At 44.0% G+C, this 22,265-nt stretch carries 22 protein-coding genes and 4 pseudogenes; 5 read left to right on the forward strand and 21 right to left on the reverse strand.

Annotation, left to right across the window (positions count from 1 at the left end):
* Nucleotides 1–129: 129 nt before the first annotated feature.
* The gene (locus B5G33_RS17690; RefSeq protein WP_087418587.1) at nt 130–768 is read left to right on the forward strand and encodes a YczE/YyaS/YitT family protein; all 639 of its coding nucleotides are present in this window, start codon (nt 130–132) and stop codon (nt 766–768) included.
* A gap of 54 nt (nt 769–822) precedes the next feature.
* Entirely contained in the window at nt 823–1,641 is an 819-nt protein-coding gene (locus B5G33_RS17695) for a MerR family transcriptional regulator (RefSeq protein ID WP_087418588.1), read from the forward strand.
* Between the two features lie 3 nt (nt 1,642–1,644).
* On the opposite strand, the gene B5G33_RS22460 is transcribed toward B5G33_RS17695, so the two are convergent.
* From B5G33_RS22460 to B5G33_RS17760, 14 genes are all read right to left on the reverse strand, one after another.
* Nucleotides 1,645–1,845: a hypothetical protein gene (locus B5G33_RS22460; RefSeq protein WP_330396734.1), complete on the reverse strand. Its 201-nt coding sequence runs from the start codon at nt 1,843–1,845 to the stop codon at nt 1,645–1,647.
* Complete coding sequence (locus tag B5G33_RS17700) at nt 1,808–2,566, reverse strand: NAD-dependent epimerase/dehydratase family protein (RefSeq protein ID WP_330396735.1); 759 nt, start codon at nt 2,564–2,566, stop codon at nt 1,808–1,810. Before B5G33_RS17700 ends, B5G33_RS22460 begins: the two co-directional genes overlap by 38 nt.
* Nucleotides 2,567–2,860: 294 nt before the next feature.
* The gene (locus B5G33_RS17705) at nt 2,861–3,736 is read right to left on the reverse strand and encodes an Rpn family recombination-promoting nuclease/putative transposase (protein WP_242974758.1); all 876 of its coding nucleotides are present in this window, start codon (nt 3,734–3,736) and stop codon (nt 2,861–2,863) included.
* A 242-nt stretch (nt 3,737–3,978) separates the two neighbouring features.
* The gene (locus tag B5G33_RS17710; RefSeq protein WP_204247429.1) at nt 3,979–4,536 is read right to left on the reverse strand and encodes a fibronectin type III-like domain-contianing protein; all 558 of its coding nucleotides are present in this window, start codon (nt 4,534–4,536) and stop codon (nt 3,979–3,981) included.
* A gap of 14 nt (nt 4,537–4,550) precedes the next feature.
* Nucleotides 4,551–6,110 (reverse strand): glycoside hydrolase family 3 C-terminal domain-containing protein, encoded by a 1,560-nt coding sequence (locus tag B5G33_RS17715; protein WP_087418590.1) that lies wholly within the window; start codon nt 6,108–6,110, stop codon nt 4,551–4,553.
* Nucleotides 6,111–6,230: 120 nt separating this feature from the next.
* Nucleotides 6,231–7,538, reverse strand: coding sequence for an ATP-binding protein (locus B5G33_RS17720; RefSeq protein ID WP_087418591.1), 1,308 nt, complete (start codon nt 7,536–7,538; stop codon nt 6,231–6,233).
* The gene (locus B5G33_RS17725; protein ID WP_087418592.1) at nt 7,538–7,888 is read right to left on the reverse strand and encodes a LytR/AlgR family response regulator transcription factor; all 351 of its coding nucleotides are present in this window, start codon (nt 7,886–7,888) and stop codon (nt 7,538–7,540) included. Before B5G33_RS17725 ends, B5G33_RS17720 begins: the two co-directional genes overlap by 1 nt.
* Complete coding sequence (locus tag B5G33_RS17730; RefSeq protein ID WP_087418593.1) at nt 7,849–9,543, reverse strand: acyl-CoA dehydratase activase; 1,695 nt, start codon at nt 9,541–9,543, stop codon at nt 7,849–7,851. The genes B5G33_RS17725 and B5G33_RS17730 overlap by 40 nt, the downstream gene beginning before the upstream one ends.
* Nucleotides 9,537–10,841: a 2-hydroxyacyl-CoA dehydratase subunit D gene (locus tag B5G33_RS17735; RefSeq protein WP_158229651.1), complete on the reverse strand. Its 1,305-nt coding sequence runs from the start codon at nt 10,839–10,841 to the stop codon at nt 9,537–9,539. The genes B5G33_RS17730 and B5G33_RS17735 overlap by 7 nt, the downstream gene beginning before the upstream one ends.
* 385 nt (nt 10,842–11,226) lie before the next feature.
* Nucleotides 11,227–12,735: an AMP-binding protein gene (locus B5G33_RS17740; protein WP_087418615.1), complete on the reverse strand. Its 1,509-nt coding sequence runs from the start codon at nt 12,733–12,735 to the stop codon at nt 11,227–11,229.
* Nucleotides 12,736–12,764: 29 nt separating this feature from the next.
* Nucleotides 12,765–12,998 carry an acyl carrier protein gene (locus B5G33_RS17745; RefSeq protein WP_087274632.1) on the reverse strand — a complete coding sequence of 78 codons (234 nt, stop codon included), beginning with the start codon at nt 12,996–12,998 and terminating at the stop codon, nt 12,765–12,767.
* 25 nt (nt 12,999–13,023) lie between these two features.
* Nucleotides 13,024–14,427, reverse strand: a complete 1,404-nt coding sequence (locus tag B5G33_RS17750) for a condensation domain-containing protein (RefSeq protein ID WP_087418616.1) — start codon at nt 14,425–14,427, stop codon at nt 13,024–13,026.
* Entirely contained in the window at nt 14,427–15,371 is a 945-nt protein-coding gene (locus B5G33_RS17755) for an alpha/beta hydrolase (protein ID WP_087418595.1), read from the reverse strand. Before B5G33_RS17755 ends, B5G33_RS17750 begins: the two co-directional genes overlap by 1 nt.
* A 44-nt stretch (nt 15,372–15,415) precedes the next feature.
* The gene (locus B5G33_RS17760; protein ID WP_087418596.1) at nt 15,416–15,760 is read right to left on the reverse strand and encodes an SCP2 sterol-binding domain-containing protein; all 345 of its coding nucleotides are present in this window, start codon (nt 15,758–15,760) and stop codon (nt 15,416–15,418) included.
* A 217-nt stretch (nt 15,761–15,977) separates the two neighbouring features.
* Here B5G33_RS17760 and B5G33_RS17765 point away from each other — a divergent pair, with 217 nt between their 5' ends.
* Nucleotides 15,978–16,586, forward strand: a complete 609-nt coding sequence (locus B5G33_RS17765) for a TetR/AcrR family transcriptional regulator (protein WP_087418597.1) — start codon at nt 15,978–15,980, stop codon at nt 16,584–16,586.
* A gap of 75 nt (nt 16,587–16,661) precedes the next feature.
* On the opposite strand, the gene B5G33_RS17770 is transcribed toward B5G33_RS17765, so the two are convergent.
* On the reverse strand, nt 16,662–17,267 hold the full coding sequence (locus tag B5G33_RS17770) for a cytidylate kinase-like family protein (protein ID WP_087418598.1): 606 nt from the start codon (nt 17,265–17,267) through the stop codon (nt 16,662–16,664).
* Nucleotides 17,268–17,467: 200 nt separating this feature from the next.
* Between B5G33_RS17770 and B5G33_RS17775 the strand changes: the two genes are divergently transcribed.
* Nucleotides 17,468–18,055 carry a TetR/AcrR family transcriptional regulator gene (locus B5G33_RS17775; protein ID WP_087418599.1) on the forward strand — a complete coding sequence of 196 codons (588 nt, stop codon included), beginning with the start codon at nt 17,468–17,470 and terminating at the stop codon, nt 18,053–18,055.
* Here B5G33_RS17775 and B5G33_RS17780 read toward each other — a convergent pair.
* The 5 genes and pseudogenes from B5G33_RS17780 to B5G33_RS17800 all read right to left on the reverse strand — a co-directional run.
* Nucleotides 18,045–18,772, reverse strand: a pseudogene (locus tag B5G33_RS17780) (SIR2 family NAD-dependent protein deacylase); the annotation flags it as partial. The gene B5G33_RS17775 and the pseudogene B5G33_RS17780 overlap by 11 nt on opposite strands.
* Nucleotides 18,772–19,395, reverse strand: coding sequence for a pyridoxamine 5'-phosphate oxidase family protein (locus B5G33_RS17785; protein WP_087418600.1), 624 nt, complete (start codon nt 19,393–19,395; stop codon nt 18,772–18,774). The gene B5G33_RS17785 and the pseudogene B5G33_RS17780, both read right to left, overlap by 1 nt.
* Before the next feature lie 34 nt (nt 19,396–19,429).
* Nucleotides 19,430–19,774: pseudogene (locus B5G33_RS17790) on the reverse strand (pyridoxamine 5'-phosphate oxidase family protein); the annotation flags it as partial.
* Nucleotides 19,775–19,993: 219 nt separating this feature from the next.
* Nucleotides 19,994–20,571, reverse strand: a pseudogene (locus tag B5G33_RS22780) (sugar O-acetyltransferase).
* Nucleotides 20,572–20,580: 9 nt separating this feature from the next.
* A complete protein-coding gene (locus B5G33_RS17800; protein WP_242974759.1) occupies nt 20,581–21,180 on the reverse strand; it encodes an HDOD domain-containing protein in 600 nt (199 codons plus the stop codon).
* 49 nt (nt 21,181–21,229) lie between these two features.
* On the opposite strand from B5G33_RS17800, the gene B5G33_RS22080 reads away from it, so the two are divergent.
* Entirely contained in the window at nt 21,230–21,568 is a 339-nt protein-coding gene (locus tag B5G33_RS22080; RefSeq protein WP_242971395.1) for a hypothetical protein, read from the forward strand.
* Between the two features lie 2 nt (nt 21,569–21,570).
* On the opposite strand, the pseudogene B5G33_RS17810 reads toward B5G33_RS22080, so the two are convergent.
* Nucleotides 21,571–22,256, reverse strand: a pseudogene (locus tag B5G33_RS17810) (response regulator transcription factor).
* Nucleotides 22,257–22,265 lie beyond the last annotated feature (9 nt).

Genomic DNA, 22,265 nt, shown 5'->3' on the forward strand with positions numbered 1-22,265 from the left:
TATAGCTATTCAGTACAAGATACTATGACTGTTCATCACTTTTGGCTCTGTTTATATGAGGTAACAAGTTAAAAAAAGCTTGAAAAATCAATGTTTTTAGGCTTGACATTATAGGAAGGAAGGAAAATCATGGAAGAAAATATCAGCAGCAAAATGAATCATTCGGTAAAGCGTCTTGTGTTTTTGTGTCTGGGACTTATTATCATGGCCTTTGGAGTCGCCTTTTCTATTAAGGCCGGATTGGGTACTTCTCCCATTTCCAGTGTCCCTTATGTAACCTCTGAAATTTCCGGACTGTCAGTGGGAACAACTACTATTATCATGAATTTTATTTTTGTTCTAATGCAGATAGCAATTTTGCGGAAACAGTATGACTGGTTTCAGCTTTTACAATTTCCGGCAGCTATTCTATTTGGAACAGCAATTGACTTAGCCCAGCGTATCATACATCCAATTATGTGTTCCAGTTATTTTCAGCAATGGATATTCTGTATTTTAGGAATTTTTCTAATAGCATTCGGGGTCAGTCTGGAGGTGAATGCTGATTTGGTCACCACGCCTGGTGAAGGCGTAGTCCTTTCCATTTGTAAAATAACACCCATTAAATTTGGAAATATGAAAATGATATTTGACATCATTTTAGTCTGCATTTCTATTGTTTTATCATTTCTGTTTCTCGGTGAACTAAGTGGGGTAAGAGAAGGAACTATAGCTGCAGCTGTTTTTGTAGGGCAGATAACAAAGCAGACAAATAAACTGTTCCATTGACAATCTCAGTACAACACTGTATATATACCAGACAGTTTTTGAAAGGATCTTTTAATGAAAAAACAGGAAAAAGACAATTATCTGACCATCAGTGAGTTTTCCCGCATCTCTGAAATCAAAAGAAAAGCTTTGATTTTTTACGACAATACCGGGGTTTTTTCACCAAAATATACTGCCCCTAACGGTTACCGTTATTACACCCATGATCAGATTTATGTGATTGCTGTAGTTAATCTTTTAAAGGAACTGGGTATGCCATTATCTGAAATTAAAGAATATACAGCGAATATCTCTCCGGAAAATGCAATCTCTCTCTTAAAAGAGCAGGAAAGGAATTTAGTCAGTAAAATTGAGGAGCTCCAGTCCATTCAGGATATGCTTGGAATGAAACTGCAGAAACTGGAAGAAGGTGTTTCTGCCAGGGTTGACGGAGTTCAGATACAATGCTTCAAAAAAGTTCCCATTTTCATCAGCGATCCTTTCCTGGCAGACCGTAAATCTATTCCTGATGATATATGGCTTAATTTTTATACAAAGTGTAAGCAAAATCATGTTTCTTTTGGCTATCCGGAAGGATATCTCATAAAAGGAGAAACGCTTTCAAGTGGACATATATCGAAGGTTTCCAATATTATGGTTTACGTCAATGATATCCGGTATGCAAACAATATGATTTCTGAAGGATATTATGCAACTGCTTTTGGAAAGGGCGGACTGGAAAATACAGAAGAAATATATGACCGTATATTTACCTTCATAAAAGAAAAAGATTGCCGCATTATAGGGGATGCCTATGAGGAACGTCTCATTGATGAAGTGGGCAGTTCACAAAAAGAGGGGCAGCTTACAAGAGTACGGATTCGTATAGAATAAATATCAGGCAGTTTGTACTCCATGTCCCGTTACAGCCTTTTTCCGGTTCTTTGTATGCGCAATATAGCCTTCTTTTACCAGCCACTGGGCCTCGTCTTTCAGCGTTTCTTCATAAGGCCTGGTATGATATCCCAGTTCCCGTTCTGCTTTAGAATAATCAAACTGGTTATTCCTTGCAAGGTTGTACACTGCAAAATTTGTCATCAGAGGTTTCTCTCCGGTCTTTCTGGCCTTCTTCTCCATATATCTGGCAAGTACATAGGCCATACGGATGGGAACGTAAAAATAAGGAGCCTCCCATGCCCACCGGCATTTTTCCGTTCATGATCTTAATAACTGTACCTGTAGTCTCCCCCACCGCATAATCTTTTGGTCCCAGGATACCGCTGGGATGGACTACACAGGCCTTTAATCCTCTTTCCCTGAAAGCATCTAAAACTGCCTGGGTAGCCAGGGCTTTGGACTGACTGTAACAGCCCACCTGCCTGCTTTCATCAACAGGCGTAAACTGGTATGTCTCTCTGATAGGAGTGCCCTTAGGCTGTTCCGGAATTGCTCCTGTAGAACTGACATAGACCATCTTCCTGCACTCCGGATGTTTCAGGCACATCTCAATCATATTTTTCGTTCCGCCAACATTGACCTCCATCAGCTTCTGGTTAAAGTCTGGATTGGTGGTTACCATACTGGCACAGTGGATCACAATGGAGCTGTCCTCTTCAGGTATGGCAAAAAACCTCTCCAGAGAATCTACATCACAGAGATCCCCTTCTGAAATCTCCACTTCCTTTGGAATATATTTCACAGATTTGTCTCCCGGAAGGACCAGAGCTCTTACATAGTCTCCCCGTTTCAGAAGTTTCTCACATACATGGCTGCCCAGGAATCCTGCTGCCCCGGTTACTAAATATACTGTTTTTCCCATAGAACAGACCTCGCTTTCTTATTTTTCAGTTTTATCACTTGATGAAACTATCATAAAGAAAGCACATTTCCGTTTTATTTACGGATCGTTTCTGTCTTATTAAAACCGTAGTAAAGTTTTGCCTTGTGTTCCTGTGCAGACAAAAATCCCACCCTGCAAACTATCTATTGTTATGAAAAAAGTAGCCATAACCCATTTTATAGGATATATAGCTACTTTAGGTTTTGTAATGATATGTTTTTAGACAAATCATTAGTTGAATTATAATCGTGTCAGTACACTGGGACTTTATGCTTATTTTTGAATTTTCAACAGCTCTGTATATTGAGAACGGTCCTCTTCTTTTATCTTCAGGGCATCCATAGCTTCCTTAGCTGTCATATTCATGGTATCCATAAGATTTTTAATAGATTCTGTAAGTGCCCGCTGCATCCCTTTCTGAATGCCCTTCTGTTCTACACCTTCGCTTAGATTGCACATTTGTGACACCTCCTCTTCAAATGCCTGACTCATCTGGATATGGAATTCTTCTTCTAAGACCTTCTTTTTCTCCACTGCTTTGAGCTCTGATGAAAACAACACAGAAAGAAGTTTTAATATCCCACATTCCACCTCTGTTTCAGGATTCCCCAGACAGATCATAAATACAGACAAAAGGTCATAGTTTTTCTGCTCCTCTTTTACCTGCCCGACAAAATTGTTTTCTGCCAGGGCATAGCTTGTAATGGTATGTTCCCGGTTCTTTGGGGGAGTGGTGCATATCCAGATAGAGTACACCTTTTTTATCTTCTCATAATGACTGCCCGTAAAAACCGTCCCATACTGGCTGGAAATCATCCGACAGCAATAGTAGATTCCTCTTTTTACCAAAGGATATCCGGGATAAAACTGGTTCTGGGCTTCCACATTGAGAATCAGGCCTATTTTTTCTCTGTCAGGACTTCCCGCGCTTTTATAGTCAGAAGGTACAGCAGCAGTAAAACGGATATCAAAGGTAACTGTGCCTTCTGTTATCGTAGTGTCTTCCACTCCTGTTCCCTGTATCACAGGAGCGCTTTGTCTTTCGTCAGGTGCCACAGGAATCTCTCCGATCTGTGGTTTCTCTTCAATGTACTTTTCTGCAATCTCATGGATATCGCAGTCCATGTACTCCCAAAGGCAGCTCTTCATAATCCATGCAAGAATGATCTTTTCTGCCAGAAGGCGTTTGCAGGACGCATCATAGTTTGCTTTTTCATCAGCGGTAGAAATGTTTTTTGCAATCGTTGTTTCCGTGATGAAGAGCCTCCTTTCTTTGAGACTATTCTAACATGACACTGCGAAAGGCGTCTATTTGTAATATATTACAAAGATGTAATCTTTTTTCAAGGCGTTTTCTGTATAGAATTCTTACCTTATCTGATAAAGTATCTTCAGTTTTTGGCTGAAGTCTGACAAGCTGCAGCGAACTCTTGCCGCTTCACTAATTTCTCGGTCATTTCTCCCGCAGTCTTATCGTCAATTCCCATGATCGACATAAGTTCCTGTATCTGTATCAGATTTACTCCCATGAGCATCTGATAAAACATATGGGATTCGTCTACGTGAAGGACCTCAAGGAACTGCCGGGCATACTCTGTATATCTTTCGTCTTCCAGAAAATCTTTAAAGGCGTCTGTCATACCCAAAGGCAGCCGCACCTCATCCTTTGAAAGAAATGTAACCGTATCTTCCAGCCGAATATCCTGACTGGAGGTTCCTGCCAGGATGTCAAATTCCCCGGATTCTACTGCAAAGCGTTCAAGATGGGGCACATAATAGGAGAAAGCGTCTTCATCCAGCTCCAGTACAAGGGTTTTGGTTTCTCCTGGCTCCAGTTCCACTTTTGCAAATGCCTTCAGTTCTTTTTCCGGGCGGAAAAGATAAGACTTTTTATCCCGGACATAAATCTGTACGACTTCTTTTCCCTTCATTTTTCCTGTGTTTTTCACATCAAGTGTAACTGTCAGCTTGTCCCCCTTCTTCCGTATGTATCATAGGAAGCCATATCTTCCTCATCAAAAGACAGGGTAAGAGTCTGGGAAGCTCCCGGCTCCAGTATGTCTGTCTTGTCAAAGGCAACGAGATTTACACTGGATTTTTCAATCCCGCCGTTAGTATAAGGCGGTGTGTAGTATAACTGTACCACATCTTTGCCAGGGGTGTCTCCGGTGTTAGTCACCGTCACATCTACGGTAATAGCGCCTTCTGTTACATTCAGGTCTCCCATGGTCTGTTCAAAGGTAGTATAACTCATTCCATAGCCGAAAGGATACATAACGGTGTCTTCATAATTGATCAGTCCTTCTTCGGCTGCAGTCTCATAGAAACGGTAGCCGGTATAGATTCCTTCGTTATAATTTACAAAGGATACAATGCCGTCTGCCTGTTCCCAGGCTGCCTGGGCCGCTGCGGCCACGTCCTCTGTATTGGTATAGGCAAAATGGCCGATATTGTTATAATAAGGTGTCTGGGTCAGATCTCTCACCCAGGTATCTGCAGTTCTTCCGGAAGGATTTACCTCTCCTGAAATGATATTTCCAAGGGCGTTAAATCCGGTGGCTCCTGCTCCTGCACAGAGCAGGACACTTTTGATCTGGTCATAATTTTCTGTCCAGCCAAGCTCCATGGTGTTGGCGCCGTTGTATACCACAATGACATTATCAAACTGGCTGCACACCATATCTACCAGGTCAGCTTCTGTACGGCTCAGTTCCAGATAAGACTGTCCAGCTTCAAAGTCTGCATATTCGTCAGAATTATTGGTATAAGAGCCTCTTAAATACTTGGTTCCCACGTCCATGGTAGAGCCGTCCATGATACTGCCCATGTCATGGGGAAGATCTGCGCCTTCACCGCCTGTACGTGACAGAACAATGAGAGCTGTGTCGGAAAAAGCTTTGGCATTTTCCATAATTGTGTCTGAATAGTCTGCAACGGGAACCTCCGGAAGGGTCCAGTCCTGTCCGTCGTTGATACTGATAGCCGGACGGTCTTCCCTGTATTCCCTGTACATATCCGACAGTTCTGTGTTGGTCTCAAATCCGGCGTTTTCCAGGCCTTCCAGGATTCCTACCGCCGTGCTGGCGTCTACAGTTCCGGAGCCTGTGCCTCCGTAAATAGGATTGGTGGAAGCCCAGCCGAATACATTGATCTTCTGAGGTTCAATCGGCAGAAAATCCTCGTCATTTTTGGTCATTACTACGCCTTCATTAGTGATTTCCTCGATCACCTGTCTGGAATTATCTGCATTTTCCTGAGACAATTCTCCTCTGTCTGCAAGGACTACGTTCAGCGTGTTGTTCAGTGCTCCTGTCAGCATCACATTGACAACAATGACAGTGATCAAAAGAAATCCAATAAACGACTGCCAGCGGATAAAGCCTCTTAATGGCTTTGCCCATCTTCTTGCCAGGACCATAAGCAGGATCATGCACACCAGGGCCGCACCGATAACGATCAGGTGGGTCCGCACCATCTGGATAACACTGATCACGTCCTCCCATGCAACTGTTACATTACCCATTTTCTTTCCTCCGTTTCCTTCTTTGATAGTCCTACCATAGCACAAAAAAGAAAAAAGGAATTTTTCTGGTGTATTTGGTCATCAGGAAGGTAAAATTGGCAGAAAGAAAAAGCCGGGTTTTCACCCGGCATAAAAAAGTATGTCTACCAAAAATCTTTCTTCCTCTGCCCGCATCAGCATATCCCCCCGGTATTTTTCCACAAGATACCGGATACTCCTTACGCCGAAGCCGTGGAAGTTCTTGTCCTCTTTGGTAGTCACAGGAAGTCCGTCTGCAAACTCCACCTTATCCTTACAGTAGTTTTCTATATGAATGTGATATCCCTGCGGCTCTCTGGCGATTTTCACGCTGATCACCCGTTTCTCTTCATCTTCCTCTTTCATCACACTTTCGATGGCATTGTCCATAAGATTTCCGAAAAGAGCGTAGACATCTGTGGTGTTCATAAAGTTCAGCACCTTTCCGTCGATCATGCTGCTGAGTTTGATCTTGTACTCATCACAGAGAAGGCTTTTTTCTGTAAGCACCAGATCCAGGGCGTCGTTCCCTGTCTGGAAAATGTTGTCATAAATTGCCACTGCCCTTTTAATCTCTTCAATGTAATCCTTCTGGTCCTGGGCATCCTCAATCCTCTGGATCTTGGAAATACGGTATTTCAGGTCATGGCACTTAACGTTGATGATATTAATGCTTTCCTGGGAAAGTTTCTGCTGCTCCCGCATACTGTGAAGCATATTTTCCATCATCTCTTTTTCGTGAAGGATCCGGTTCTGTCTGGAAAGATTAAAAGCGATAAGGATGGCCATCATGCTGCAGAAGGCTCCATAGATCTTACAGAGAACATTTCTGAGAAGCCCGGAGTCATTTTCAAAATACCGGCTGTCTACAAACACGCTTAAAAAGATCACCACCGTAAGGATTGCCAGGGCCAGCAGGATCATGCGGATATCCCGTTCTCTCAGTTCCCTTTGCCCTTCATACCGCCTGATCAGCAGCAAATAAACCAGGATATCAATAAACAGGTAAGGCAGGATCCGAAAGAAAAGAAAATCCCAGATTCCCGTAAGGCTCCAGCCCCTTACCTCCTGTATGATCATGGAGAGGGCAAAGCCTATATGCTGAAGAGCATATCCGCAGACTCCCCCGAAAAGAATCTCCTTTCCACGGATTTCAAAACAGATTCCCAGAACGCCAAGAGACAGGGCGAAAAGGCTCATATAATATGCTGTATAAACAATGGGCATATTCCCAGGAATACTGGAAAAAAGAAGAAACGCAAGGCCTGAACAAAGGACATAGCCTGCCATGCTTCCTGCCAGACGCAGTGGAAAATGGTGTCTTTTTTCCCACTCAAAAGTAAAAAAGGCCTCAGCCATAAAAAGCTGTATGGAAAATCGGATACAGGAAATAAATTCCATACCCTCCATCAGTACCCACCTCCCATGTATCTCATCAGGTCTTCCTTAAACCCGTTTCTCCGCTGCCTGCTGATAGGCAGTGTTATATCAGAAAGCCATACGGTGTCTTTAGAAGCTTTTGTCACATACTTCAGATTTACCAGGCACCCGCTGATACATTTGGAAAAGCCCTCTTTCCGGAAAGCATCTTCCACATCGGCAATAGTTCCCCGGATCCGATATACCTGGTCTCTTGTATGATATTCCAGATAATTTTTGCTTTTTTCAATATAGAGGATCTGAGAAACCGGTATTTTGACCACAGTATCTCCAGTCTGGATCAGAACCTCTCTCTCCCGGTTCCGCTGCAGAACCCACACTTCTCCAAAGCATAAAGGGCCGCTCCCGCAGCTCCCACGATTTCCGGTTCCTCACAGATATAAAGACTGGCGCCAATCTTCTCTTCCACAGCCCGGACCACACCAGGGTTCTTAGCTACGCCTCCTGTCATCATGAAGTCCGGCTCCATGCCTACCCGGCGCAAAAGCCCGAAGGCTTTGTTGGCAATGGCGTGGCAGACTCCCTCTGCGATGTCCGCCTTCTCTTTATTGTTGGCAATCAGGGAGATTACCTCAGATTCTGCAAAAACAGAACACATACTTGTAATCTCAATCTTCTCTGTGGAAGTCAGGGCAATCGCTCCCAGCTCATCCAGAGAAACTTCCAGGGTACGAGCGATCATTTCCAGAAAGCGACCTGTTCCTGCGGCACACTTGTCATTCATGACAAAGTCCTTTACCTCTCCCTTTTCGTTCAGATGGATAGCCTTGCTGTCCTGTCCGCCGATATCCAGGATAGTGCGGATCTTTGGGTTAAAGTAGTGGGCACCTTTACCATGGCAGCTGATCTCTGTTACATTTTCGTCTGCAAAGTCAATGCTGACCCGTCCGTATCCGGTGGAAACGATCCAGGAAATATCTTCTCTGGAAAGGCCTGCTTTCTCCAGAACCTCCTCTAAGGCTTTCTGGGCGCTGACTCCTGATTTTGCCCCGGTACGCACTACAGAAAATGCCTTGATCTTTCTGTCCTGGTCCATGATCACCGCATTGGTAGAGGTGGAACCGCTGTCTATTCCCATTACATACATTGTCTTGTCTCCCTTTCCTGTTTTTTTCGGCTGTGGTATATCCGGAGTCAGAGACTCCAGAAAAGCTTCGATCCTGGTCCGTATCTGTCCGCTGCTCTGCCGGGTGTAATCTGTTTCCAGCAGGAGCATGGGGCGGTCCAGCCATTCCTTCACCCAGGCATATTCATAGGCATAATTGTCACAGAACTGCACTGTATGGTAGATAATACCGTCCACACTTCCTGCAAACCGACGGATCAGTTCATCCCGGTTAGATGCCAGTTCCATCCGCATACAGGGGAACTGGCTTAAAAGTCCCCGGACATAGCCGCCCAGGATTTCTTTTTCATCTGCCAGAATCTTTCTTCCAAGTCCGGTACAGGTCAGATCAAAGGCCACATTGGCCCCCTTCTCTTCCAGGATTTTTTTAATACTTTCGTTGGCTCTGGCACCGATAATACCGATATTGACAGAATTGTTTTTTATAGCGTACTGCTGTTCTTCCTGCCGCTCTTTCAGATATTCCAGAAACTTGTCTTCCTGGAATTTTTTCCCGGAAAATTTTTCATACTCCTGGATCATCACCCGGATCCGCTGCTCATAAAGAGCAATTCCCGCCTCTTTGGTAATCCTGGGGGTATCCAGCATATAGATAAACTTCTCAGGGAATTCTTCTCTCAGCACATCATACAGGCGGCGGATACTGTCGCAGCAGGTAGTGAGGATAACGCCTTCATAGTCTTTTTTCATGACCTCTTCCAGAACTCCCTTGGCAAAGCTGCAGATATTAGGGTGCATTCGGATCTCCGCCTGGTTAAAATTTGCCACATCGGGCTCAATCCGCTCCATTTCCACTCCCATAGCCTGAAAAATCTCCACAGGAGCATACTTACAAATATATCCTAGCATATTTTCTTCTCTTCCTTCTCGACTGTCTCTTCTGTATCTCCAGCTCCAAGCATTTCCAGAAATGCCTCCAGCCTGGTCTTGATCTGTCCGTCATGACTGTTCCTCCGGTCAATTCCATCTCCATCCAGGATCAGCATAGGAATGTCCATCTCCTGCAGCTTTTCTTTCAGAAGCACGCTGCCTCCGGAAGACTGCTTGCATCCCCAGTGGCAGAACTGGATCACGGCATCTGGCTGGAGAGTCCGGGCCAGTTCCCCTACCATTTCTGCTTTATGAGAATAGGAACCATTATAAAGATTCCGTATAATCTTCTTAGCCAGGGCGTGAAACGGTTTTGTTTCGTCCATTTCTTCCATAGAATCCATAATAATGTCGCTGGCAATGATCTGATATTTCCGGCTGGAATTAAAGTAGCTCTGAAGAGTTTCCTGATAGAAGGGCAGCAGATGTATCCACAGGATCTTCTTTCCCTCAAACTTAGGATAGTTTTTAATATCCTGGATCATAAATCGGATCAGATCCAGAAATTCCTGTCTGCCAATGAGAAGATGCATGCCCATCATCATATAAAGATGGCTGATCAGTTCTCCGGGATAGTATCTCTCGCTCTGGAGCTTAAAGAATTCCATCAGGGCTCTTCTGGTCTCATTCTCAATCCTTATGACCTCCCGGAGCTTTTCTTCCTCGAATTTTCTGCCGAAGCGGCTTTCCAGCTCCCTGGCAAAATCTTTTAACTGCTCTGCCAGATAGTCTGCAGATTCCGGATCGTCTCTGTAGGGAACATCCAGAAAAGTAAAGGGGACGCCTTTCTTCTTCTCCAGATACCGGAAAGTATTCAGGTTTCCGTCACAGGAAAGAGAAGTGGTCACTGCATACTCCGGAACCGGAACTGCCCCACTGTCAATGGCCCCTACAAAAGTTTTGTGATAAGAGCACAGAGTCGGGGCAATCCCTGTATTCTGGGCATAGTCTATAAAAAAGTCTTCCAGATGATAACCGCTGAAATAGCAGGAAAGGCACTCGATAGAAAGTGTATTAAGGCCGAAACATCCAATCAGTTCAGAGGGAGCAAAAATATTTCCCCATACATAACTGTCCGGCTTTCCTAAAGAATCCGCCACAAAAGACATCATCATGGCCTCCAGTTTCTGATAGCCTTTGGAGATACCTTTTTTAGGAAGGAGCTTTGTGCGGAGCTTGTTTGCCTTAAATCCAAGAAGCATCTTTTCCCAGCTTTCCCCGGGATGTTCCATTGTCTGTTCTTTTACATGGTCAATGTATTTGTCTGCAATCCACATCCTATATCCTCCAGTCTTCAAATAGTCCATAGTCCTTGCAGCAGCAGGCCAGGCCTCCCTGTCTGTTGGGATAGCTTGGAACAGCTATTCTCCTGCCTGCAAAGAAAAATCTTACAGAATAATGGTATACCACATTTTTGCCGAAATTTCCAGGGGCATGTTCTGCCGCCCCTCTGAATGGAGTGGCTCGTATAGCTCATGTAAGTCACACTGGGCCGCAGTTGCCTGGCATTTTCTGCCTCCTCCCCCAAGATTTCCTCATTCCAGGCCGCAGTTATCAAAAATCCCTTAGCAGGACTGTCAAAAACAGCTCGTCCAACTAAGGGATTCTTATTCTCTCATCTATCAGGGACTAAAATGGCTTTCTCCCACGGCCCCTGCTGTGCTAAAATCTTTTAATTTTTCTTGTGGTGGTCTTTTCAAACTCTGTGTCTCTGACAATGAGACTGTAAATCTTTTTCTGAGGAGCCGCCGTCCTGTTGTACTCATCAATCACTTCCTGAAGACTTGCCTTTACGTCTTTAATCCGTTTTTTCTTCACATAATCCTGATCCGGATAGATTTCTGCCTCGATCACACCATTATGCTCACGGACAAGAACCTCTCCTACCAGGCGGTTAGTGCTGAGGGCATTTTCCAGCTCTTCAGGAGAAACATTTTCGCCGTTTTTCGTGATAATGAGGTTTTTCTTTCTTCCAGTGAGATAGACAAAACCATCCTCGTCTACATAGCCCAGGTCGCCGGTCTTCAGCCAGCCGTCCTCCAGGGTCTCTGCTGTTTCCTCCGGCATCTTATAATATCCCTGCATAACGCTGCTGCCTTTTACCCAGAGTTCTCCGTCTACAGTCTTTGCCTGACAGTTGGGCAGCAGCTGTCCCACTGCATCTTTTCGGATATTCCATTTCTGAGTAGTGCTGATCACCGGAGAACACTCAGTCATACCGTAGCCCTGCTGGATAATAATATCATATTTCGCAAATAAATCTATATAGGAAGGATCCAGGTAAGCGCCGCCGCTGCAGATGGTATGGAACTGTTTTCCAAAGACCTGATTCTTTACGATCTTTGCAGGAAGAAGGGCGGCCTCCTCCAGCTTCTTTGCCATGGTCTCGATCATCAGAGGCACCATGAGGATCATCTCCGGCTTAAACAACTTGATATTCTTCGCCACACGCATGAGAGAATCATTGATGCAGATCACAGCTCCCAGAGATACCCCTTTCAGAATGTCCATACTCAGACAGTATGCATGATGAATAGGAAGCACCGTCATAATAACGATCCTCTCAGGGATCTTCATGTCTAGACAGGTAGCATTTTCTGCTACATTTCTGTGGGTCAGCATAACCCCTTTGCTCTTTCCGGTAGTTCCTGAAGTGAACATAATGGTACAAAGCTGATCAGGGTCCGGCATATAGTCAAAGCTTCCCCTGTGCTCTTCCAGCAGCTTCCAGAAAGCATAGGCCTGCTCATTATGGTCCTGCTGCTGCATAGAGATCAGGATTTTCAGCTGTGGACACCGCTCTTTTGCTATAGCTGCCACATCTTTTCTTGCCTCGTCATAGACCAGAACGGTGGAATCCGACCTGTGTATCAGGTCGCATACATCTTCTGCGGGAAGGTTTACATCCAGAGGCACCACCACGCTTCCGCTGTTCACTGTACCGAAATAAGCAGTCAGCCAGGGGTAAGAAGTGGTTCCGATGACTGCTATATGTTTTCCCTGCTCTCCCAGATCCCTGAGAACACAGGAAAAGCTTTCGCTGTCTTCTCTGAGCTGGGTATAGGTTTTCGATTCTATTTCATTTTTGCTTATTTTATAACGTATGGCATCTTCCGGCCCGTATTTTTGCTCTGTATTGACCAGAATCTGGCGGACAGTACTGCAAAGCATATTTCTTTCCATCCTTTCTCCGGGCAGGGTTAATTCCCGGCAGTGAGTTTTTCAAGATAATCTGCGGCTTCCTGTACAGTACGGATATTCATAGCGTCTGCCTGCTCTACCTCTACATCAAATTCATCCTCAATTTCTCCCAGCATGCTCATAAAATCATAGGAAGTAAATCCCAGATCCTCCATGAACCGGGATTCTGGACGGATGTTATCTTTTTCCACTTCTACATAACTGCAGATAATATCAACTAATTTTTCAAACATGAGCTTTTCTCCTTCTCAATTTATTTTATATCAGCTTGATGATCTCACCAATAGTCAGATCCGGGTTCTCTGTTCCTTTGAACATGATCTTGCACAGATAATAATAGAGATATTCCAGTTCTTCTCTGGACACTGCCTTGATCTGATGTTCAAAATTAAAGTCCAGTCCGTTGTCTTCCGGACGGTGCATAACCGTCAGATACATTCCCTGAGGGCAGGTTCCATTGGGATACCATTTTGTTTTATAGCGGATATCCCCCAGCTCTGTAAGGCCATTTTCCTGAAGGGTCATCGGCTGATAAGTAAGGGAGATCGGTTCATAGGTCAGGCCTGCATGAGGCTGGGGATAGATTTTGGAACGGTAAGCAAAGTATGCCGTAGGGTCATAATTTGCATGGCGGAAAATCTCATTCTGTTTGTCACGGATAGCATAGACTCCGTCAATAAATTTCATATCTTCGGAAAAGACTGTCCGGATAGGAAAGGAATGGATCCTTGTGCCGCCGGATTTTTTCTCCCGAAGAGTAGCCCGCCTTGCAATGGCATTATTGATAGACACATCTTCAAAACCGTTCATCTTCTGGAAATATGTACGCAGTCCCATAAGGAGCAGACAGGCCAGAGACACATGATATTTTTCACAGAAATCCATAAGTCTCTTAGTAGGATCTGCTTCCAGATGAAAGATGTCCAGGGCAGACTTTGTATCGTCAGAAGCGTTAAATGCAGTGCGCAGTTTCGGGTCCTTAAACATGGCCCGGGCAGCCTCCAGCTTATCTGTCCCATGGATGCCGTTGTAAATAGGCTCTCCTTTTTCTATCTCTCTCTGGAAAAATTCTATATCTCTTAACTGTGCCTTGCTTCCCGCTTCATAGTCAAGATCTTTCTTGAGCTGGTCGATGTAGGAAGCCATATCCTTCGGATAAGGAACTCCTTCATATTTTTCATTACAATAGAGCTCAATAATGTCTTTCATAAAGCAGATCAGAGACTGGGCGTCTGCAATCATATGATGTACCAGGAAATAGATTCCGTTAAATCCGTCAGGCATCTGGATCATAACGATCCGGCTCATCTGGGAATCTTCCATCTTAAAAGGTACTGTAGTCCACTGCTGCATGGTGGATTCAGCCTCTTCCATGGTTCCTTTAGAGAAATCTGCAAACTCAATCTTCATCTCTTCCGGGTCTGCCACATACTGATACCAGTTTCCCTCTTTATCTTTTGCAAAGCGGATCCGCATGCCTTCGCTTCTTGCATAAGCCTTATTAATGGATTTTGCCAGAAGGTCCCAGTCGATCTCGATTTCAATCGTCACGCTGGTACCGATATTCAGCACTGCTGCACTGGGGCAGAAAGGCAGGTAGTACAGATGGAATTTCTGTGCTACAGTCAACGGGTATACTTTGTGTCCTTTTCTTGTTCTCATCATTTCATTATTCCTCCGATAAATGAATCAAGGGCCTTTTCATATGCTGCCGTATCCTTATAATAGCTCTCTCCGTGGCCTGCATCTTTTACAATCAGTTTCGTCTTCGGCGCTGCGCAGTTTTTGTAGATTTCCTCACACATCCAGCAGGGAACAAAAACATCTTTTTCTCCGTGGATAAAAAGGAACGGCGTTTTTGCCCTGCGCACTTCCCTGGCGGCATTACACTCATCCAGGCCGTACCCGGCATTTTTCTTATTCAGCTTATCTGCGATCTGGATCATGGGAAAAGCCGGAAGATGATACATGCTGTGCAGTACATGGGTAAATACATCCTTTGCGGAGGTAAAGGCACAGTCAGAGACAATTCCCTTCACCTGGGACGGAAGTTCCATTCCTCCCATCATGCAGACAGTAGCGCCTCCCATAGAATTTCCGTGAAGAAGAATCTGGGCGTCCTGGCCGATCTCCTGGATCATCCATTTGATCCACTCCATTCCGTCATACCGGTCCATGGTACCAAAGCCAATATATGTTCCCTCACTTTCTCCGTGAGCCCTTTCGTCAATCAGCAGCATCCGGAATCCATGTTTCAGATAATAATAAGAAAGACTGCCGTAGTCATTCAACCCTTTGCTGGTATAGCCATGGAAACAGATGACTGCCTTTGTCCCTCCATCACCTTTGAAATAGGTGCCGTGGAGTTTCAGGCCATCTCTGGATCGGATCCATACCTCCTGATGTGGCTGTTTCATCATCCAGGCGCTTCTCTTGTGCATAATGGGAAAATATTGTTCCCAGTCCACACCGGACATCTTCATGGTACGTTCTGTCTTGGCATTATAGCGTTTCATGGTCCTTCTGTAAAAATATGCGGTGCCGGCTGCTTCTGCCGCCGCCAAAGCTCCCAGAAGTCCTGCTGCTCCTTTCAGTAAATTACCCATTTTCTTCACCTGCTTTTCTGAACATCCTGTTTTCAGTTACTCAATTATTTTTTGCTGTTCTTCTTTTTACTGTTGATCAGATCTTTCAGTTTTAAGGCTTTGTCAATATTGCCTTCCACTTTTAATTTTCCCAGAGTTACCGCAAGGATAGGATCGGCCTTCCCATCTGCGATCTTAAACAGGGTTTCTGCAGAACAGGTAAACATCGCATCTCTGTCAAAATATTCATAAGGTTCCACATACAGCTTTCCCTCTTTTACCTCAGCATAAAAAATCCCTTCTGCCTCGCCTGTGATATTGAACTGATATGCCAGATGTTCCTGAATGTCGCTTACATCTGCGTCCATGAGCATCCCTTTCACCTTTGAAAACATATCTGCGTAGGTCATAGCATCCTCCTTTTCGACCTTTTTCGGCCCGTTTCGACCAATGGTCATATTTCTTTTTATGTTAGATTAACACTTTTTCGGCCAGCGGTCAACTGGCGGTACTTGCAAAATATTCCTAGGTTTCTTTTGTTTTTTTGTAAGTTTTTATGGTTTGTCCTTTTCATCTGTATGTGTTATATTATCTTTATTATTACGGAAACTCAGAAAGGTGATGTATATGCCAAATCCGGTAAAATACCATAAGATCCTGGATGCCCTTCAGACGCTTCTGGAAAACCAGGAATTACAGAATATCTCAGTCAGCGAGATTGCCCACACGGCTGGGATTGGAAAAGGAAGCATCTACTATTACTTTCCGTCAAAAGATGCAATCCTCCAGGCATTGGTAGAACGCAATTATGAAAAGCCTCTTCAGACAGCAAAAGCTCTGGCATATCAAACCGAAATCTCTCCTTTTACAAGAATGGCGATGATATTCCAGGCCTGCAGGAATTCTTCCTCTGAATTTCTAAAATCAGAGGACAGCACAGACTCCAGCACCCAGGCCAAGATATTCCTTCATCAAAAATATGTAAATCACATTATCACTGAGCTGAAGCCTGTACTGGCGGAAATCATCCGGCAGGGCGTGGAGTCAGGAGAAATTCATTTTGATGACCCGGAATCTCTGGCAGAAATCGTGCTGATCGTTCTGACGGTAAAGATGGATAACACACTGGTTCCTTCTTCAAAAGAAGAAATCGAAACTACCATCAGTGCTCTGATCTCTCTTCTGGAACAAGGCACCGGCAATCCGCCAGGTTCCCTGAACTTTCTGAAGAACTAGGGATAAAAAGAAAGGGCTGCCCTGCTAAACTTTAACTGTTCAGCGGGACAGCCCTTTCTCTATTTTCATATCTTTTTATTCTTCAAAAAGTCCTTTCAGCACTTTCACGCATCCCTCTACACCCAGGGTTGCTGAGTCAAGGACGATATCATAGTTTTTCTTATCATCCCATACTCTTCCTGTGTTTGCCCGAAAATAGGCAGCTCTCTTTTTATTATAATACTTCCTGGTGGAATCTATGTTCTGAGGGTCAATTCCATACTCTTTTTCAATCCTCTTCTTAACTGCCTGCTCATCACTGGAATAAATGAAGACCTTTGCCACACCTCTTTGATTTTTCAGTGCATATGCGGCACAGTGTCCCATAAAAATCCCCGGTCCATTCTGGGCCAGACGTCTGATCTCAAGCTGCTCGTCCAAAAATACTTTTCCCTCTTCCGGCAGCATGTTAGCATCCCCTGCCTGAACACGATTCATAAGGAAAAGAGAATACATCAGGCTTCCTGTAGCCTTCTCCTCATACTGATCAATCCGCTCTACAGAAATACCACGTTTCTGGGCTACAGTTTCAAGGATTTCCCGTCCGTAGCAAGGCACATTGCAGACCTTTGACAGTTCTTTTCCGATAGTCGATCCTCCACTTCCATATTCTCTTTCAATTGTAATATATCGATATTTCATCCTTATACCTCCTCTATCTTCTAACAGTTAAGCCACATCCGTTGATTAATTCTCACAAATATAATAATGGCTTCCTGTTGATTGTTCATCACTATAGTATTATAATTTAAAAAAGCGATTACAACAATAGACACAGGTTTTTATTTGTGGCTTATTATACATTTTTCAAAAATTGTGGTATAAAGGAGCAGTGCCAAAAGATGAAACAGCATTCAAAACAGGATCTGCGTTTTATAAAAAATGAAAATCTTATACGTGAAACCTTTCGAAAGATGATCTGCGAAATGGATTATTCCAAAATCTCCATTAAAGAGCTTACCCAGAGAGCTCAGATCAACCGAAAAACTTTTTATCTCCACTATTCTTCTCTGGATCATCTTCTGGCTGTACTGCAGCTTGAAATTATGGACCCTGCTGTCCAGATGATAGCAGAGACAAGTTTTCCGGAAGATATAGAGATCATTATCCGGAGAAGCTTTAAAATCATGGCCTCCCTAGATAATGTGGACAAAATTGTCCTTTCTACAAAAGGAGCCTTTCCGGAAAAAAAGAGCCCTTCCGATCTGATCCAGGAGCAGCTGTTCAAAAAATATGACCATATTGCGAAATACGGACCTTTTGAGAGCAGCCTTATCATCACCTATTTTTCTGTCTGTCTGGGTGTGATCTTCCGTCAATGGGAAGCCAATGGTCAGCAGCAGATCCCTATGGAAGATATGATTCCTCTGACTACCAATTTGATCCTTCATGGAATGGAGGGGGTGGGGCTGGTTAGGAAGGATTCTTGATGATTACTGGGGTGTTATATCCCACCCCAGCTCCAGAAACAGGATTTTCTTTCCCTGATGTTCTCGGATATACCTGCTGTACCGCTCCGATGCTTGATACCAGCCTTTATCCTGAACAAAGGTATCATCGGAACGAAGGTTCATGGTAAGGGGCTTTCCGCAATGAGGGCAGCGGGGCACCAGTTCCGTGGGAATCCGCATCTGTTTCTGCTGCCGGACCATTTCACTGATGACCTCCTCATTATCCCAGGTCTCCTGGCAGCAGGGCTCTGAGCACTGGAACAGTCCGTAGTCTCCCTGGGTATAAAAAAGCCGTTCTTTCTCAAATCCCGCTTTCTGAAAGCAATGGTCCACATTAGTGGTCAGAACAAAGTAATCTTTCTCTTTCACCAGCTCCAGCAAGTTTTCATACACCGGCTTGGGCGGGTCCATATACCGGTTCAGATAGATATACCGGCTCCAATAGGCCCAATGTTCCTCCAGGGTTTCATAAGGGTAAAAGCCCCCGGAATACATATCGTGAAAACCATACTTTTGCGCAAAATCTGAAAAATATCTCTGGAATCTCTCTCCGATATAGGAGAATCCCGCAGAGGTAGAAAGCCCTGCTCCTGCACCGATGATCACTGCCTCCGCTTCCTCCAGCGCCTTCCTGAACCTCTGGATTTTCTGAAAATCCGATTCTTCCTGATCTTTTCTTAATATATTTGGAAACATCATTCCCTACCTCCCAGTCTTTTCACTGCAGATACCGGACACTGCTCGAAACAGCTTCCGCGGTGAAGGCAGTGCTCCTGCTGTATCCGGTAAGGCTGCCCGGCCTCTATACATCCCTGAGGACAGTGCTCTATACATGTCCCGCAGCCGATACAGTCTTCTGTGATCTGATACCCTTTCAGTGTAGCATTACCCTGTCCTATTGTATAGCTTTCCCGGAAGATTGGCCGGACTCCCAGGTTAAAGTACTCTATAGCCCCGTCTCGGATTTCAAATACAATACCGATTTCTCTTGTATTTCCCGGATATACATTGGCTAGATAGGGCTGCTCCTGAAAAATCTTCTCTATCCAATGGTCCTGTTCATCCCGGGGCGCCGGCAGTGCCTTTGCGCTTAAACGTATCATCTCCTTGTATCTGGTATAAGCCAGTATCTGTACCCTGCCGTCTTCCAGAAGCTCCCGGCAGAAATCTTTTCCCCGGGCAGTGAAAAAATACAGAGCATCTGGTTCATAATGGATGGCGCTGATATTTCTTATCTGAGGATTGCCCTGGGAATCCACTGTGGCAAAAGCCAGGACTCCCACATATTGTAATTTTTTTAAACATATTTCTGCGTTCATTTGTTATCCTCCATATATACAACAATTTTTCCGTTGATTTTATGTAGAACACTTCAAAGATCGGGTTATCTGCTGTTTCATACTGCCCTTTTACGATAGGGTTGTTCATAGCCCCTTCTTTTACGGCCATGTTGTCTTCAAAAACTGCTGTTCCGTGGATACGGATCCATGCATAAGTGGGATCCGACACACATACTTCAACTTCAGGATTTGCCTGCATATCTTTGTAAACATCTTTTGTGTTATTCGTGCAGAACCAGAGTTTTCCCTCCTGCTCAAAGAGAAACATAAAGGGCCTTACCTTTGCCTTGTTATCTCTTCCCACGGTTGCCAGATACTGTACTGGGTTTGCCTGTAAAAATTCTACTACTTTGCTCATAATGAATTCTCCTTTTCTTTTTGTTGTAATATTCGTTGTTTCATCTTGCAATATTAAAATAGCATTCTTTTATTGTAATATCAATAGTTACATTAAAGTTTTTATTATTTTTTGAGCAAACATTTCCTTGAAGAATCCCTTCCAGGCAATAATGGCAATAACATATCACCGTGTCTGTTTTATATTGTCTGCAGGTTTCCGAGCCTGCAGTTCAACGAGTCAGTCAAACTGCCGGATCACTCTACAGGGATTGCCAACTGCAACACTGTTTTCAGGAATGAAACGTGTGACAACGCTGCCGGCTCCAATCACACTGTTTTTTCCAATGGTGACTCCCGGAAGTATAATGCAGCCTCCGCCAATCCACACATTATCTTGTATTTCAACAGGACGTGCAAATGTCTTGAAAAAACATTCAGGTCCTGTTGTATTCTCAAAAATCAATCTTTCCTGAGGCAATACCGGGTGAGAAGATGTATAAATCTGTACATTAGAAGCAATTAACACATAGTTGCCTATTGTTATCTCTTTGTTATCTACAAATGTACAATTCATATTAATGATCACATGATTGCTAATATAATATTCTTCCCATAGTCACAATGAAACGGCGTATCAATGGCAACATTCTCTCCTATGCCGCCTAATAATTCGGCAAGAATGGCCCGTCTTTCCTCTGTATCTTTATAGTCGGTAGAATAATACATTCTAGTTAATTTTCTTGCATTTGCAATACGATTTAAATCTTCCTCTCTTGCGGTATCAACCAAATCTTCTTGTATGTAATACACAGTCATTCTCCTTTTTTATTTAAAAGTATTTTCGACTACTCCAGGAAGCTGTTTATAAATAGAACCACCTATTTTTTCTTCAAACAGCATCTTGACTTCTAAGATTTTTTTCCAACGTGCAACGGTTACGGGTGGCGTTCCGTAACGGATCGCAACATCCACAAATCGTTTTTCCAAAAGACAAAATCCAGATGGAAGCGCCAGTGCATCGCACAGCTGTACAAGTCGGTCATAATCATCGTAAACAGCATTTTTTATAAAATGCTTCATAAATAAATAGTCCTGGTCAGATACGTCAAATGTTCCAATAGAGGTTTCTATATCCTGTATCATAAAGGCATGGGAAATACAGATCTGTGCCGCCTTTTTCCAGCCCCGTTCCATGCAAAAGCGATATCCGTCTATTAAGTGCTTCTCCGAAGTCACTCCGGCGTATCTCCCGATGTCATGGAGCAATCCAAAACAATATGCCTGATCCGCAGATAAATCTTCACATTGTGCGGCAATATTTTTACAGGCAAGAGCCACAAAACGGGAATGTTCTATCCATTTTCCCGGATTTAATTTCCCTGCCCATTCTAATTCTGTTTCTGCTATTCTACAATTCAGTTCCAATTTCATACTCCTTTCTGGCAACCATCTACCTGTAATCATTATAACGCCTGTGATATATCGTATAATATATTTATTCTGTCTTTTTTTCTCTCTATTCTGCCGTTTTTACCAGACAACGTCCCGATTATACCAGGATTCCCCAGAGCCGGGAATCCTGGTTTACAATGGACCTGTAAAGAAGTTCAGAGTCAGGAACGGAAGAGAGGAGGAAGAAGACCTGGATAAAAATGAAAAGGACAAAAAGAAGCTGTTCTACAGGGAGGCCCTTCTTTCTTCTATTGAAGAATTGAAGGGCTGTGTAGATTATATTGACTGGAAACAGGATTTTTATGATGACGTGCTTTCCGGAAAGCGTCCTTATATCAGCAATCTGATCCCGGCAGAGTAAATCTATGCCGGGTGGAACCGGTATCCTACGCCCCAGATGGTCTGGATCAGCTGGGGATTAGAGGGATCCTCTTCAATCTTATCTCTCAGATTATTGATGTGGACCGTAACCGTAGCCATATCCCCAACAGCTTCCATGCCCCAGACCCGGTCAAAGATCCGCTCTCTGGTAAAAGCAATGTTCGGATTTCGGGCAAAAAGCATCAAGATCTCAAATTCCCGGCCAGTAAGCTCTAAAGGACTGCCTTTCTTTAGTACCTTGTAGGACTCTGGATAGATTTCCAGGTTCCCCGCTTTCAGACAGTTTTCCTTCTTTCTTTCCTTCAGTGACCGATGAATCTGGATGTGGGCCTTTACTCTGGCCACCAATTCCATAGGACTGAATGGCTTTACCACATAATCATCTGCTCCCAGTCCCAGGCCTTTAATCTTATCAATATCTTCTTTCTTCGCAGTGACCAGAAGGATCGGAAGATCTGATTCCTGCCGTATTTCCCGGCAGATTTGGAATCCATTTTTCCTGGCAGCATAAGATCCAGGATCACTGCATCATAATTGTCTTTTTTAAATTTCAGCAGACCCATATTTCCGTCAGAAGCAATTTCCGCTTCCATTCCTTCTGCCAGAAGATAATCTCTTTCCAGGTCTGCGATCAATTCATCGTCCTCAATGATTAAAATTTTCTCCAATATTCTGCC

This window comes from Blautia sp. An81 (genome assembly GCF_002161285.1).
In the GTDB taxonomy this organism is placed as follows: domain Bacteria; phylum Bacillota; class Clostridia; order Lachnospirales; family Lachnospiraceae; genus Blautia; species Blautia ornithocaccae.

What these genes read in the sequence shown, in the direction of transcription:
- B5G33_RS17745 (WP_087274632.1), bottom strand. Translation starts at nt 12,998, where the DNA reads ATGTTTGAAAAATTAGTTGATATTATCTGCAGTTATGTAGAAGTGGAA.
- B5G33_RS17775 (WP_087418599.1), top strand. Translation starts at nt 17,468, where the DNA reads ATGAAACAGCATTCAAAACAGGATCTGCGTTTTATAAAAAATGAAAAT.
- B5G33_RS17720 (WP_087418591.1), bottom strand. Translation starts at nt 7,538, where the DNA reads ATGGAGGGTATGGAATTTATTTCCTGTATCCGATTTTCCATACAGCTT.
- B5G33_RS17700 (WP_330396735.1), bottom strand. Translation starts at nt 2,566, where the DNA reads ATGGGAAAAACAGTATATTTAGTAACCGGGGCAGCAGGATTCCTGGGC.
- B5G33_RS17770 (WP_087418598.1), bottom strand. Translation starts at nt 17,267, where the DNA reads ATGAAATATCGATATATTACAATTGAAAGAGAATATGGAAGTGGAGGA.
- B5G33_RS17760 (WP_087418596.1), bottom strand. Translation starts at nt 15,760, where the DNA reads ATGACCTACGCAGATATGTTTTCAAAGGTGAAAGGGATGCTCATGGAC.
- B5G33_RS17755 (WP_087418595.1), bottom strand. Translation starts at nt 15,371, where the DNA reads ATGGGTAATTTACTGAAAGGAGCAGCAGGACTTCTGGGAGCTTTGGCG.
- B5G33_RS17740 (WP_087418615.1), bottom strand. Translation starts at nt 12,735, where the DNA reads ATGCTTTGCAGTACTGTCCGCCAGATTCTGGTCAATACAGAGCAAAAA.
- B5G33_RS17735 (WP_158229651.1), bottom strand. Translation starts at nt 10,841, where the DNA reads ATGTGGATTGCAGACAAATACATTGACCATGTAAAAGAACAGACAATG.
- B5G33_RS17730 (WP_087418593.1), bottom strand. Translation starts at nt 9,543, where the DNA reads ATGCTAGGATATATTTGTAAGTATGCTCCTGTGGAGATTTTTCAGGCT.
- B5G33_RS17715 (WP_087418590.1), bottom strand. Translation starts at nt 6,110, where the DNA reads ATGGGTAATGTAACAGTTGCATGGGAGGACGTGATCAGTGTTATCCAG.
- B5G33_RS17750 (WP_087418616.1), bottom strand. Translation starts at nt 14,427, where the DNA reads ATGAGAACAAGAAAAGGACACAAAGTATACCCGTTGACTGTAGCACAG.
- B5G33_RS17695 (WP_087418588.1), top strand. Translation starts at nt 823, where the DNA reads ATGAAAAAACAGGAAAAAGACAATTATCTGACCATCAGTGAGTTTTCC.
- B5G33_RS17690 (WP_087418587.1), top strand. Translation starts at nt 130, where the DNA reads ATGGAAGAAAATATCAGCAGCAAAATGAATCATTCGGTAAAGCGTCTT.
- B5G33_RS17705 (WP_242974758.1), bottom strand. Translation starts at nt 3,736, where the DNA reads ATGAAGAGCTGCCTTTGGGAGTACATGGACTGCGATATCCATGAGATT.
- B5G33_RS17785 (WP_087418600.1), bottom strand. Translation starts at nt 19,395, where the DNA reads ATGAACGCAGAAATATGTTTAAAAAAATTACAATATGTGGGAGTCCTG.
- B5G33_RS22460 (WP_330396734.1), bottom strand. Translation starts at nt 1,845, where the DNA reads ATGACAAATTTTGCAGTGTACAACCTTGCAAGGAATAACCAGTTTGAT.
- B5G33_RS17765 (WP_087418597.1), top strand. Translation starts at nt 15,978, where the DNA reads ATGCCAAATCCGGTAAAATACCATAAGATCCTGGATGCCCTTCAGACG.